The following is a 12831-nucleotide window of genomic DNA, read 5'->3' as shown; positions in this document are numbered from 1 at the left end:
TGCAGCCGGAATGACGGCCAGGATGACGGTCCCGGAGAAGGATGGCCTGAGCGGGGAGCCTTCCAACGGCGAGTGCGACCTTGACGCTGTTCTCAGGGTCTCGAGACAGTGCCAAGGTCGCACTCGACGGATGACGGCTAGCGAGATCCAGCGAGGTGGCGCGAAGAGACGTCGGGCGGCTCAGCCCGCGGGGGATTGGCTATCCGTTGTTGTTGCTGCTGCTGCTACCGCTGCACCTGCGCGTGACCACCGGGCCACCAGCAGGTGCAGCGGCAGCGTGATCGCGAGGACAGCGGCGGCGATCAGCGGCAGGCGCCCGGGCGCGAGCCCCGTCGTCAGGGCGATCCCGCCCACGCCGCCGCCCAGCGCGCCGCCGAGCGAGATCGCGCTGGCGTTCAGCGCCATGACCACGGCGACGGTCCCCGGGGTCATCGCCGCCAGGCGGGCCTGCTGGGGCACGGCATGCCCGCCGTTGCCGATGCCGGCGAGCACGAACCAGACCAGGCTGAGCACCGCGAAGGCCGCTGGCGCCGCGAGGGAGAACGCGAGCGTCCCGAACAGGGCGTTCACGAGCAGGCCGCAGAGGATCACGGTCAGCACCCGCACCGGCGAGAAACGATCCACCAGTCGACCTGTGATCGCATTGCCGACCATGCTCGCCACTCCGTAGGCGCACATGATCACGATCATCATCCAGCCGGCGGGGTGCGTCGGCTCCAGGATCAGTACCGCATAGGTGAAGCAGGTGTAGCTCGCGCACAGCACCCCGGTGGAGACCAGCAGGCCGGCCACGAGGCGAGGCTGGGCGAGGGGCTTCAGCCGGGCGACCAGCGTCGAGGACGGGTAGCGCAGCGGAGGCAGGCGCAGGCCGATCCCGATCAGGGCGATGGCGCCGACCACCGAGACCAGCACCAGCGGCAGGCGCCAGCTGGTCTGGCCGAGGATCAGGCCGACGGGCACGCCGAGCGCGGTAGCCGTCATCCACCCGCCGAGCACGAAGGACAGCGCCCGGCCCCGGTGGCGCTCCGCCACGAGGTGCACCACGTACCCGGTCACGGCCGCGCCCAGCAGGCACCCGCCGAGCGCCGCGATCACGCGCCCGCCCAGGGCGAGGGAGTACGTGGGCGCGATCGCGTTGAGCAGGTTGCCGACGATGAAGGTCGACAGCGCCGCCATGATCACGCGGCGCTGCTCCCAGCCGCTCGTGGTGGCCCCGAGGATCGGGCCGGCCACGGCGGAGGTGAGGGCGAAGACGGAGACGAGCTGACCGGCGAGGGCCGCGGTGACGTCGAGGTCGGCGGCGATGTCCGGCAGCAGGCCGGCCAGGACGTACCCGTCGATCCCAGTGGTGAAGGTGGCCACGGCCAGCCAGATCAGCGTGCTGTACGGGACGCCCGCCGGGCCGGGGGATGCAGGGTCGGACATGCCGGGGCCTTCGGGAGTGCTCACGAGGCGGGTGACTCCCTATCGGTCGGTGCCAGGAGAGGATGGCGGGGGAACGGTGTGCGGACGAGCCGGGTGCGGACGCACGGGGCGCAGGAGAGCCAGAAATGCGGCTCCAGGCCCGATGATGCGCGAAACATCGGTCCTGGAGCCGCATTACCGGGGTGCTGGCCCGGCGGGCCCGGCGGGCTCGGCTGGCCCGCCCGGCCGGGCCCGCCGGACTCGGCAGACTGGCGGGACTGGTGGTTCTGCCGGGCCCGCCCGTTCGGTCAGAGGCTGATGACGTCCGCGACCTGGCCGGTCTTGGAGGACTCGTAGGCCGCCAGGATCACGCCGAGCACGCTGACGCCCTCGACCTGGTTGTTGATCGGGCGCTCGCCGGTGGTGAGCACGTCCACGAAGTGGGCGATCTCGGCGGCGAAGGTGTCGACGTCCTCGTGCTCGAACACCTGGACCTCCTCGCCGCGCAGCTGCACGCGCAGGGTGGAGCCGTCCGAGCTCAGAGAGCCCTTCTCGCCCACAGCGGAGAAGCGGTCGGTGCCGGGCGCGGCGGCGTAGGCCCAGGAGGTGACCATCTGGCCCACGGCGCCGTTGTCGAAGCGCACCAGCACCTGGGCGGAGTCCTCGCCCTCCATGAACTTCAGACGGTGGGTGGAGAGCATCGCGAAGGCGCTGACGGGGGTGGCCCCGGCCAGGTGCAGCATCAGGTAGGTGGGGTGGTAGCCGGTGTCGATGAGCTCGCCGCCGCCGGAGGTGGCCGCGTGCCCGCGCCAGCCCATCGACTCCGGGTCGAAGTCGTTGAAGAAGGAGTCGGTGGTGCGCACCTCGTAGACCTGGCCGAGGGCACCGGAGTCGATGACCTCCTTGGCCTTGGCCACGGCCGGCATGAACAGCTGGTTGTGGGCGCACATGAGGGTCACGCCGGACTTCTCGATGACCTGGCTGACCGTGGTGGCCTCCTCCGGGGTGAGGCACAGCGGCTTCTCGCACAGGATGTGCTTGCCGGCCTCGGCCGCCGCGATGATCGCGGGGGTGTGGAGGTGGTGGGGGAGGCAGATGTCGACGGCGTCGATGTTGGGGTCCTTCACCATCTCGGTGAAGTCGCTGTACCCGGTCGCGCCGGTCTCCTCGACGCGCTTGGCGAGGGCCTCCTCGCTGGCATCCGCGATCGCGGTGATCTTCACGCGGTCGGGGATCTGGGCGTAGCCCTTGAGGTGGGCGTTGGCGATGCCGCCGCCGCCGATGAGGCCGATGCGGACGGGGGACTGGACGGTGCTGGTCATGGGGTTCTCCTCAGGAGGGTGATGGGTGCTGCTGGGTGGTGCGGGTGCTGCTGCGGGTCAGGGGCTGCGCCGTCTGGCACGTGGGAAGTGCCGGTCGGGGCAGGGTGGTGGACACGCGGGACGAGCGGGATGAGCTCGCCCGATCGGTCTCAGGCCGACGCTGCGGCGTTGGCCGCCACGACCAGCTCGGTCAGCGCGCGAGCACGCTCGAGGTTCTCGGTGGTCTCCTCGCCCGTGCGGATCGCCTGGACCCACTGGGCGAAGGGATTCGGGATGTCCTCGGGGACCTCGATGACGGTGGGCCCGTCACCGGTGTCCAGGACCATGGCGCCGTCGGCCCCGAGCCCGTAGGTGAGGGTGCCGGTGGTGCCCTGGACCTCGATCGAGAAGGGGCTGAACGGCGTCACGAAACCGGTCTCGACCACGCCGATGGCGCCGTCGGGGCTGGTCACGGTGACCACCGCGTTGTCCTCGACGCCACGGCCGGTCATATCGGTGTAGGTGGCCGAGGCGACGGTGACGTCGGTGCCCAGGATCAGCTGGGTCAGGTACGACGGGTGGGCGGCGAGGTCGCTGAACGCTCCGCCGATGGCCTCGGCCGGATCGTAGAAGCGCGGCGGCAGCCAGTCGGCCGTGGAACCGTTGTGCGCCAGGCGCACGCGGGAGTAGCTGAGGCGACCCAGCGAGCCGCCGTCGAGCACCTCGCGCAGGGCCACGGTGTAGCCGTGGGCGAGGCGCGGCAGGGACACGGTGACCTGCACGCCGGCGGCGCGAGCGGCCTCGAGCAGCTCGTCGCACTCGGCGAGGGAGGGAGCCAGCAGCTTCTCGGTGAAGACGTGCTTCCCGGCGGCGATGACCTTCCCGATCACCTCGCGGTGCACGGTGGTGGCGGTGGTGATGGTGACGCCGTCGAGATCCTCACGGGCCAGCAGCTCGTCGAGATCGGCGACGAACTCGACGCCCACGGTCTCGGCGAGGGCCTTGCCGCGCTCGGCGTCGTCGTCCCAGACGGCGACGAGCTCGGTCTCGGGGTGGTTCTGGGCTTCCCGGGCGTACTCCTCGGCATGGACATGCCAGGCGGACAGGGCAGCGATGCGCAGTGTTGCGGACACGGATACTCACGATCTGGGTGGAGGGAGCGGCGCGCCCGCAGGACTTACAGCCACGTTGATGGTGTGAGCAAGCCTACAGACGTTCCGGGGGAGTGGAACCCCCTGGGCAACCTTTTTTACCAAGGCTTAACCGCTTTGTCCTGCGGCGGCGTGCATGCAGATGAGTGTCGCGACCGGGAGTTGGCCGAGGACCCGGCCCAGGAGCCGGCCGAGGAACGATCCTGGAACCGCCCCTGGAGTCGGCCGCGGGACCGACCGTGGACGCGACCGCGGAGCCGACCGTGGACCCGCCCTACAGGACGCTCAGCAGGAGGCGCGCGACCCACACCACGAGCAGCAGCCCGATGACGCCGATGGCGAGCTGCTTGCCGACCTCCCTGGCGCGCGGGCCCCAGAGCATCTCGGCGGCGTCGCTGATGTCGGTCGGAGCGACGAAGCGCGTCGGGTTCTGCTCGTCGTACCGCAGCGTCACCGTCTGCCCGGTGCGGTCCTCCATCCCGACGTCGGAATGAGCCGCCTCGCCCTGCACCGCGACCCCGGACTGCGTGGTGAACGCGATCGTCTCGACCATGTGGCGCTCGAAGCCGCCCGGGAGACGGGTGCGATGCTCGGAGCTGCTGACCACCCTGCCCTCCGCGGCGAGCCCCGTCCTGCTCGTCAGGCGGTAGGAGCGCACCAGCGCGATCGACCCTGTGACTCCTCGCGTCAGGGCGCCGAGCACCGCGACGGCGGGGACGAGCAGGCCGATGCCCATGAGGAGGGGCACCCTGTGCCTCAAGAAGTCGATCATCTCCACGTCGAACACAGCGGGTCTCCTTTAGGCAGAGTCGGGGGCGGGCCGGTGGGCGGAAGACGGGATCAGAGTGCCATACCGGGCGGGCTGCGGCCGACGGGTGCGACGGGCGGGGCGCAACGGGCAGGACTCCTGCAGGTCACGGTTTCCGCACACCACCCCCGTGCCGCCCGGATCGGGGGGACGATGTGGGCATGTCCTTCGCCCTGGAGCCTCTCGAGCTGCTCGCGGTCGCGCTGACCGCCGTGCTGCTCGCCCTGCCGATCGCGTTCCCCCTCGCCGCGGGCGTGATCGCGGCGCCCCGTCGGGCCTGGAGCGGGGCGGGGCTGGCGCTGGGACTCGCCCTGCTGCTCGGCGTCCTCGCGGCGATCGCTGAGTACGTGCTGCACCTCCACGACGCGGCCGTGCTCGCCTCGTCGGCCGGTCTTCTGCTGGGGCTGGCGCTCGCGAACGCCGCGTCCGTGTTCATCGTGGTCAGGTCCGACGGATCGCGGGTGACCGCGGTCGTGGGCATCCTCGCCTGTGTGCTGATCGGACTCGGCGAGGCCGGTCAGACCCTTCGGGCGCTGCTCGGGCTCTCGCAGTCGGTCCTCGTGGTGGGCGCCGGCGCCGTGATGGAGGCCGTGGTCGTGGTGGTGGTGGTCGGCGCGCTGGTTGCCGCGGGGGGACGGGTGCGCGCCCTGCAGATCGGCGTCGCAGCCGCCGGAGTCGTGGCCGCGCTGGTGATCGGCTACGCGGTGATCGGGGATCTCCTGGGCAGGGCCGGCGGGACGGGCGCGTCCGGCATCCCGAGCACCGCGCAGCTCATCGCGATCGTGGCGGCGCTGTTGGTCGGCACCGTCGTCGGGGCCCTGGTCGAGCGCTTCTCAGGCCAGCGGGGCGACATCGAAGCCGGCGGGAGCCAGGCCTGAGAGCTCCGCACGCAGCAGCTCCGCGACCTCGGTGCGGCGTCGGGCGCCCATCCGCTCGATCGGACCGGTGACGCTGACGGCCACGGAGCGGCCGCCGGGGCGCACGAGCGCGACGCCCACGCAGGCGATGCCCTTCTCGTTCTCCTCGACCTCGCGGGACCATCCGCGCCGCTGGGTCTCCTTGATGACGTCGGTGAGGCGCGCGGGCTCGACGACCTGGCCCGGCTCGCCCGTGTCGACCGCTGTGGCCTGCGCGTACGCGGTCAGCGCGTTCCCGCGGACCCCGTCGGCCGCGAGCATCGCCCGGCCCATCGCGGTGCGGGCCGCCGGGGCGCGCTTGCCGATGCTGGACCAGACGCGCACCGTGCGCTCGGGTTCGACCTTGTCGAGATAGAGCACGTTGGCGCCGTCGAGCCGGCCCAGGTGCACGAGCTCCTGGGTGCGATGGGAGATCGCGGCGAGGGCCGGCGCGAACAGCATCGCCAGGTTCTCGCCGCGCTCGAACTGCCCGGCCAGCAGGGCGATCGAGCCGCCCAGGCGGTAGCGCTGATCCGGAGCGACCTGCTCGGCGAAGTCCCGGTGCATCAGGGCGCGCAGCAGGCGGTGCACGGAGGCCTTGTTCAAGCCGCTGGACTCCGCGACATCGCGCAGCGTGATCCCCTCGGGCCCGGCCTCGGCGAGGATCTCGAGCAGGATCAGCGCCTTGTCCACGCTGCCGACGGGGGAGGTGGTGGGCTCGGTGCTCGCAGGGGTGGCAGCGCCTGCGGGGGTCGCAGCGTCCGCGGGGGTCGCAGCGCCTGCAGGGGTCGCAGTGCCCACAGGGGTCCCGGTGCTCGCGGTGGGCTCAGAGGTCGACGTCATGGGTCTCATTGTCCCCTCGTCCGGCGGTGCTGGGACGGCGTTGCTGACCCCGGTCGGGAGCCCTATGCTTATCGCGCATCTCGAAACAGACGTTTTGCATACCGAAACGATACAGGGTCCGACGAGGTATTTCAGCCCGTCGGCCCGGCTCGCCCGCACTGCGCGGGCCGCGCGAAGGAGCACGATGAGCACCAGTCCGACCGACGCCTCGGCCGCCCCATCCGTCACCCCCGGTGACCCGACCGTCGAGGCGACCCAGCCCGTCCGCTCGGTGGGCGATCTTGTGCGCGCCGCCATCTCCGGCTGGCTCGGCACCGCCCTGGAGTTCATGGACTTCCAGCTGTACTCCCTGGCCGCGGCCCTGGTGTTCAGCCAGGTGTTCTTCGCCTCCGCGGATCCGGGCATGGCCGTGATCGGCGCGATGGCCACCTACGGCGTCGGCTACGTCGCCCGCCCCGTCGGCGCCTGGTACTTCGGGCGCATGGGCGACCGGATCGGCCGACGCAAGGTCCTCTTCTACACGATCGTGCTCATGGGCACCGCGACCACCCTGATCGGCGTGCTGCCCACCTACGGCCAGGTCGGACTGCTCGCCCCGGCGCTGCTGGTGCTGCTGCGCCTGCTGCAGGGGTTCGGAGCGGGCGCCGAGATCTCCGGCGCCGGCGTGATGCTCTCCGAGTACGCCCCGGTCAAACGCCGCGGGCTGGTCGCCTCCCTGGTCGCGCTCGGCACCAACTGCGGCACCCTGTTCGCCTCGGCGATCTGGGCGGTGCTGCTGGTGGTCGTCACCGAGCAGCAGCTGCTCGACTGGGCCTGGCGGATCCCCTTCATCGCCAGCGCCCTGGTGATGGTCTTCGCCGTGTGGGTGCGCCTGAACCTCAAGGAGAGCCCCGTCTTCGAGGCCCGCGGCGATGTGGTCGATGGTGAGGCCGTGGGCCACGAGGAGATCGCCGCCGGTGAGGCGCCCTCCGAGGCCGCGGAGTTCAAGCAGGCCCCATCGCTGACGGTCAAGTCCGTCGCGGTCGCGTTCCTGCTGCGCTTCGGCCAGGCCGGCAACTCCGGAATGATCCAGACCTACCTCATCACCTTCATGACGGTGTTCCTGCTGCTGGACAAGCAGCTCTCCACCGAGGTCGTCATCATCTCCTCGCTGGTCGCGTTCGTGACCGTTCCCGTGGTCGGCCTGCTCGGCGACAAGTACGGGCGCAAGACGATGTACACGATCATGAGCGCCGCCGGCCTGGTCGCCGCCCTGCCGTGCGTGCTCCTGATCGTCTCCGGGCAGACCTGGCAGGTCATCGTCGGCTACGTCGTCCTGCACAACCTCGGCGTGATGTCCCTGGCGTCCATGGAGAACCTGACCCTCCCCGAGATCTTCGGTGCGAAGAACCGCTACCAGGCGACCGGCGTGGTGCGCGAGGTCGCCGCCATCGTCGCCACCGGCGCGACCCCCGTGATCGCCGCCGCGATCGTCAGCGCCACCGGCTCCTGGATCCCCGTCGCCGTGATCATCATGTTCTTCAGCGGCTGCGCCCTGTTCGCCGCGATCTGGATGAAGGAGGTCGCCGGGCGCGACCTCACCGACCCCAACCCCGCCATGTGACAGCGCCCGCCCGCGCTTGCCTCCCCTCCATCGACCACACTGATACCCGCCACGCCACCCAGGAGAGCACCCGATGAGCATCGAACGCATCGACGTCAACGTCACCAGCCCCGGCCGCAACTTCGTGACCGTCAAGGTCACCACGAGCGACGGCATCGTGGGCCTCGGCGACGGCACGGTCAACGGCCGCGAGCTCGCGGTCGTCTCCTACCTGCGCGATCACGTGGCGCCCACCCTGATCGGCCGCGACGAATCGGCCATCGAGCAGACCTGGCAGTACCTCTACCGCAGCCCCTACTGGCGCCGCGGCCCGGTCACCATGGCCGCCGTCGCCGCGATCGACATGGCGCTGTGGGACATCGCCGCGAAGAAGGCTGGCGAGCCCCTGTACAAGCTGCTCGGCGGCGCCTCCCGCACCGGGCTGCTCACCTATGCGCACGCGTCGGGCACCACCATCGAGAAGCTCAACGAGGCCATCCACGGCTACGTCGAGCAGGGCTTCGGCGCGGTGCGGATCCAGGCGGGAGTGCCGGGGCTGGACCAGATCTACGGCGTGCACGACTCCGAGCCGGGCGGGAAGTACGAGTACGAGCCCGCGGGCCGCCCGGAGGAGGGAGCCCCGCTGCGGCCGACGGAGGAGACCTGGGATACCCGCGCCTACCTGCGCCACCTGCCCACCGTGTTCGCGGGCGTGCGCGAGGAGTTCGGCCCCGAGCTGCGCCTCCTGCACGACGGCCACCACCGCATGAGCCCTATCGAGGCCGCGAAGCTCGCGAAGTCGCTGGAGCCCTACGACCCGTTCTGGCTCGAGGACTGCACGCCCGGCGAGGACCAGGCCGTGCTGCGCCTGGTGCGCCAGCACTCGGTGACGCCGCTGGCCATCGGCGAGGTCTTCAACTCGGTGTACGACTACCAGACCCTCATCACCGAGCGCCTGATCGACTACGTGCGATCCTCGGCCACCCACGCCGGCGGCATCACCGGCCTGCGCCAGATCATGGCCTTCGCCGCGGTCTACGGGATCCGTTCCGGGTTCCACGGGCCCACGGACGTCTCGCCGGTGGGGATGGCCGCGAACCTCCACCTGGGCCTCGCGATCCACAACTTCGGCATCCAGGAGTACATGCCGCACTCCGAGACCACCCTGTCGGTGTTCCGCACCAGCTACCGCTTCGAGAACGGTCTGCTGCACCCGGGCGAGACCCCGGGCCTCGGCGTCGAGCTCGACGAGGAGGCGGCGGCCGCCCACGAGTACGTGCCCGCCTACCTGCCGGTGAACCGCCTGCGCGACGGGTCCGTGCACGACTGGTGAGCTGAGGTGCGCCGACCTTCCGGCGGACTTCCGGGCACGGCATGCCCAGGGTGAGGGGCATGCTCGTCGATCCTGCCCCCGATCTCCCTGCCACGTCCGGTGCCGGTGCCCGTGCCGGTGCCGATGCCGGTGGTGATGCCTCACGCACGGATCCGTCCCGGGACAGCGTCCCGATCCGGCGTCGGACGGCCCTGGCCGGCGCCGGCAGCTCGCTGGCCCTGCTCGCGCTGGCCGCCTGCAGCGACGAGGACACCGGGCCCGGGCCGCAGGAGCCCGACGTGGAGGAGGTCGCCGAGCTGAGCGTCGTCTACCGCGAGGACCCTGCCTCGCGCGGCGACTGGATGGTCTGGACCGTCGGCTACGACCTCGCGGAGGACCAGGACGCCCCGCCGCTGTACGACGCCACCACCCAGCAGGCGCGGCACGAGGCGCTGCAGGCCAAGAAGGCGGAGAAGGACTGGACCCGCGAGGACCCCTTGCTGGTGCTCGACCCCTACGGCAGCACCCGCACCGGTCTGTACGTCTACTTCGAGGACGCGGCCAGCGGGCAGCTCGACGTCCTCTCCCGGGCCGCGGCCACCGAGGACTTCGCCCGCACGGCCGCCAACCATGGCCGGACCGGCTTCGAGGGCCTGGTCATCGGCCTGGTCCCCGGCGCCCACAACACCCTGTCGCTGACCTGGACGCCCGAGGCCGGTGGCGAGGCCGGTGGCGAGGCCAGCGGCAGGACCAGCGGCGAACTGCGGATCAAGGCCCCCGCCACGGAGTCCGGATATGGCACGGCCGTGACCGCCGAGATCGCCGATCCGGATGCCCTCACCCCGGGGCTCTTCGCGCTCAGCGGCGTCACCGCCCAGAGCAACAACACCTACCTCGTCGACAACGCCGGCACGATGCGCGCCGAGGTGAGCTCCGGCGACACCGCCGCGCACCACGTCGTCGTGACCGACGGGGACCTCGTGATCACCACCGGGTCCCGCCAGGTCGGCATGCTCGATCCGCTCGGGCACGCCCACACCCTCATCGACCTGGGGGACCACAGCGTCCACCACGATCTCGTCGTGGTCGACGGCGTCGCCTATGTCCTCACGTCGGACTCGACCTCGGAGCGGGTCGAGGACCGGGTGATCCGGGTGGATCTCGCCTCCGGGGACGTCGCCCAGGTGGTCGACCTGCAGGCGATCCTCCCCGAGTACGAGAAGCTCGCCCACGCGCAGGAGGGCGAAGCCGGCGGGTCCGCGGTCCAGGGCAAGGACTGGATCCACGTCAACTCGATCGACGTCCGCGAGGGCGTCATGTACCTCTCGGCCCGCGAGACCTCCACGATCATCGCCCTGGACGACGCCCTCGACCCGGGAGCCGACCCCACCGTGCGCTGGATGATCGGTGTGGCCGCGCTCTGGGAGGGCACCGGCTACGAGGAGCACTTCCTCGCCCCCGAGGGCACCGTGATCGGCAATGCCGGCCAGCACAGCGTGCGACGCCTCGACGACGACGCCCTGGAGGCGGGCCAGTTCTACCTGGAGATGTTCAACAACAACTATTGGCGGGTGGGCACGCGCGACGACGCGGACTGGCAGGACGTCGGCCCGGAGGACGCCACCACCGATGAGCACGACGGGGTCAGCCACGCCCTGCGCTATCTCGTCGACGAGAACGCCGGCACCTACCGGCAGGACGACGCCGTCGAGCTGCCGTACTCCTCGGTGGTCTCCAACGTGTTCCGCCTCGGTGACGGCGGGATCGACCAGCCGATGGTCGCGAACTCCGGCCGTGCGAACGAGTTCTCCGAACGGTCGGCCGACGGGAAGATCCTGGCCACCTACCGCTACGACTCCGCCAGCCATGGCTACCGGGTCTACAAGGACTCCTTCGACGGTTTCTGGTTCAGCGGGCACTGATCCCGGGAGGTCGAGAGGCCGTGCCCCGTCGGCCGACCCTCTGATCCCGCGCCCCGTCGGCCGACCCTGTGATCCCGCGCCACCGGACACGATTCCCCTCGGCCCGTCCGACTCGGACACAATGAGACGGTGACAGAGACCCAGGCGACCGTCGAATCCGTCCTCTCGATGCTGCGCGCGCAGCCGCACGACGAGGAACAGCTCGAGCAGCTCGCCCGCGAGGCGCATCTGCTGCCTGCCGGCGAACTGCTCTATCTGCTCGAGTCCCGTCCCGAGACCGAAGCGGCCGTGCTGTTCCGGGTGCTCGACAAGGACACCGCGCTGAGCGTCTTCGAGTCGCTGCCCTCCCATCACCAGGCCGAGCTGATCTCCGCCCTGCGCACCCCGCAGGTCGCCGAGATCATCGGGGACCTCGACCCCGACGACCGTGCCGCCCTGCTGGACGAGCTGCCGGCCTCGGTCGCCGAGCGGCTCATGCACGGGCTCGATGCGGACGAACGGGCCATGACCACCACGGTGCTGGGCTACCCGCGCCACGCCATCGGGCGGTACATGTCCCCCGAGGTGCTCACCCTGCACCCCTCGCTCACGGTCCGGGAGGCGCTGGCCCACGTGCGGACCCACGCGGAGGAGCCCGAGACCATCTACCTGCTGCCGGTGGTCGACAGGACCCGGACTCTGCTGGGCGTGGTGGGGCTGCGCCGGCTGCTGCTCGCCGACGAGGACGCGCTCGTGGGCGACATCGCGCACGACGCCGTCCGCGCGACCGCCACCGACGACCGCGAGGACGCCGCCCGACGCTTCTTCAGCGCGAAGCTCCTGGCCATGCCCATCGTGGACAGCGAGAACCGCCTGGTGGGGATCGTGACCGTCGACGATGCCGTGGACATCATCGAGCAGGAGAACACCGAGGACTCCGCCCGCACCAGCGGCTCCGAACCGCTGCCCCGCGCCTACCTGTCCACCCCGATCGTGGGGATCGTGCGCAGCCGCATCGTCTGGTTGCTCGTGCTGGCCATCTCCGCGATCCTCACCGTCCAGGTGCTCGAGGTCTTCGAGGACCGGCTGGACCAGGTGGTGATCCTGGCGCTGTTCATCCCGCTGCTGACCGGCACCGGCGGCAACACCGGCAACCAGGCGGCGACCACCGTGACCCGTGCGCTCGCCGTGGGCGAGGTGAGGGTGCGGGACCTGCCACGTGTGGTCTGGCAGGAGCTGCGCGTGGGCGCGACGCTGGGCGCTGTGCTGGGCACCCTGGGGTTCGTGGTCTCCGGCCTGGTCTACGGCTGGCCGATCGGCACGGTGATGGGGCTGACCCTGCTGTCGATCTGCACCATGGCCGCGATCGTCGGCGGCCTGATGCCGCTCGTCGCGAAGCGGGTCGGGGCCGATCCGGCAGTGTTCTCCAACCCCTTCATCTCCACCTTCTGCGACGCCACCGGCCTGATCATCTACTTCACGATCGCCACGGCCGTGCTGGGCCTCTGACGGCCCGACCCGTCGCGCTCCCGCCGCGCGAGGCCCACTCACGTTCCCGTCTGGCGGGGCCCACTCACGCTCTCGTGGGGCGGGTCCTCGCCGCGAAGAGTGTGACACGCACACCGAATCCCTC

General features: G+C 71.0%; 10 protein-coding genes. 5 read left to right on the top strand and 5 right to left on the bottom strand.

The annotated features are described in order from the left end of the window. Positions 1 to 180: 180 nt before the first annotated feature. The 4 genes from ACT3UL_RS06880 to ACT3UL_RS06865 form a co-directional block, all read right to left on the bottom strand. A complete protein-coding gene (locus ACT3UL_RS06880; RefSeq protein WP_444577382.1) occupies positions 181 to 1425 on the bottom strand; it encodes an MFS transporter in 1245 nt (414 codons plus the stop codon). 287 nt (positions 1426 to 1712) lie between these two features. Then, positions 1713 to 2726, bottom strand: coding sequence for a Gfo/Idh/MocA family protein (locus ACT3UL_RS06875; protein ID WP_444577381.1), 1014 nt, complete (start codon positions 2724 to 2726; stop codon positions 1713 to 1715). A gap of 149 nt (positions 2727 to 2875) precedes the next feature. Next, a complete protein-coding gene (locus tag ACT3UL_RS06870) occupies positions 2876 to 3838 on the bottom strand; it encodes a Gfo/Idh/MocA family protein (RefSeq protein WP_444577380.1) in 963 nt (320 codons plus the stop codon). 292 nt (positions 3839 to 4130) lie between these two features. Next, on the bottom strand, positions 4131 to 4643 hold the full coding sequence (locus ACT3UL_RS06865) for a DUF3592 domain-containing protein (protein WP_444577379.1): 513 nt from the start codon (positions 4641 to 4643) through the stop codon (positions 4131 to 4133). Positions 4644 to 4825: 182 nt separating this feature from the next. Between ACT3UL_RS06865 and ACT3UL_RS06860 the strand changes: the two genes are divergently transcribed. Next, positions 4826 to 5542, top strand: coding sequence for a hypothetical protein (locus ACT3UL_RS06860; RefSeq protein ID WP_444577378.1), 717 nt, complete (start codon positions 4826 to 4828; stop codon positions 5540 to 5542). On the opposite strand, the gene ACT3UL_RS06855 is transcribed toward ACT3UL_RS06860, so the two are convergent. Next, the gene (locus ACT3UL_RS06855) at positions 5498 to 6403 is read right to left on the bottom strand and encodes an IclR family transcriptional regulator (protein ID WP_444577376.1); all 906 of its coding nucleotides are present in this window, start codon (positions 6401 to 6403) and stop codon (positions 5498 to 5500) included. The genes ACT3UL_RS06860 and ACT3UL_RS06855 overlap by 45 nt on opposite strands. Before the next feature lie 184 nt (positions 6404 to 6587). Between ACT3UL_RS06855 and ACT3UL_RS06850 the strand changes: the two genes are divergently transcribed. From ACT3UL_RS06850 to mgtE, 4 genes are all read left to right on the top strand, one after another. Then, positions 6588 to 8006 (top strand): MFS transporter, encoded by a 1419-nt coding sequence (locus tag ACT3UL_RS06850; RefSeq protein ID WP_444577375.1) that lies wholly within the window; start codon positions 6588 to 6590, stop codon positions 8004 to 8006. Between the two features lie 73 nt (positions 8007 to 8079). Next, positions 8080 to 9318 (top strand): D-mannonate dehydratase ManD, encoded by a 1239-nt coding sequence (gene manD, locus ACT3UL_RS06845; RefSeq protein ID WP_444577374.1) that lies wholly within the window; start codon positions 8080 to 8082, stop codon positions 9316 to 9318. Between the two features lie 59 nt (positions 9319 to 9377). After that, positions 9378 to 11219 (top strand): aryl-sulfate sulfotransferase, encoded by a 1842-nt coding sequence (locus tag ACT3UL_RS06840; RefSeq protein WP_444577373.1) that lies wholly within the window; start codon positions 9378 to 9380, stop codon positions 11217 to 11219. 129 nt (positions 11220 to 11348) lie between these two features. Then, positions 11349 to 12707 carry a magnesium transporter gene (gene mgtE, locus ACT3UL_RS06835; protein WP_444577371.1) on the top strand — a complete coding sequence of 453 codons (1359 nt, stop codon included), beginning with the start codon at positions 11349 to 11351 and terminating at the stop codon, positions 12705 to 12707. Positions 12708 to 12831 lie beyond the last annotated feature (124 nt).

It is taken from the genome of Brachybacterium sp. 107, from assembly GCF_052379725.1.
Taxonomy (GTDB): Bacteria; Actinomycetota; Actinomycetes; order Actinomycetales; family Dermabacteraceae; genus Brachybacterium.
This window is presented reverse-complemented; position numbering and strand designations above follow the sequence as displayed.

Bases quoted from the DNA above. Each gene is read 5' to 3' on its own strand.
- ACT3UL_RS06880 (WP_444577382.1), bottom strand. From the start codon at position 1,425: ATGTCCGACCCTGCATCCCCCGGCCCGGCGGGCGTCCCGTACAGCACG.
- ACT3UL_RS06875 (WP_444577381.1), bottom strand. From the start codon at position 2,726: ATGACCAGCACCGTCCAGTCCCCCGTCCGCATCGGCCTCATCGGCGGC.
- ACT3UL_RS06860 (WP_444577378.1), top strand. From the start codon at position 4,826: ATGTCCTTCGCCCTGGAGCCTCTCGAGCTGCTCGCGGTCGCGCTGACC.
- ACT3UL_RS06855 (WP_444577376.1), bottom strand. From the start codon at position 6,403: ATGACGTCGACCTCTGAGCCCACCGCGAGCACCGGGACCCCTGTGGGC.
- ACT3UL_RS06850 (WP_444577375.1), top strand. From the start codon at position 6,588: ATGAGCACCAGTCCGACCGACGCCTCGGCCGCCCCATCCGTCACCCCC.
- manD (WP_444577374.1), top strand. From the start codon at position 8,080: ATGAGCATCGAACGCATCGACGTCAACGTCACCAGCCCCGGCCGCAAC.
- ACT3UL_RS06840 (WP_444577373.1), top strand. From the start codon at position 9,378: ATGCTCGTCGATCCTGCCCCCGATCTCCCTGCCACGTCCGGTGCCGGT.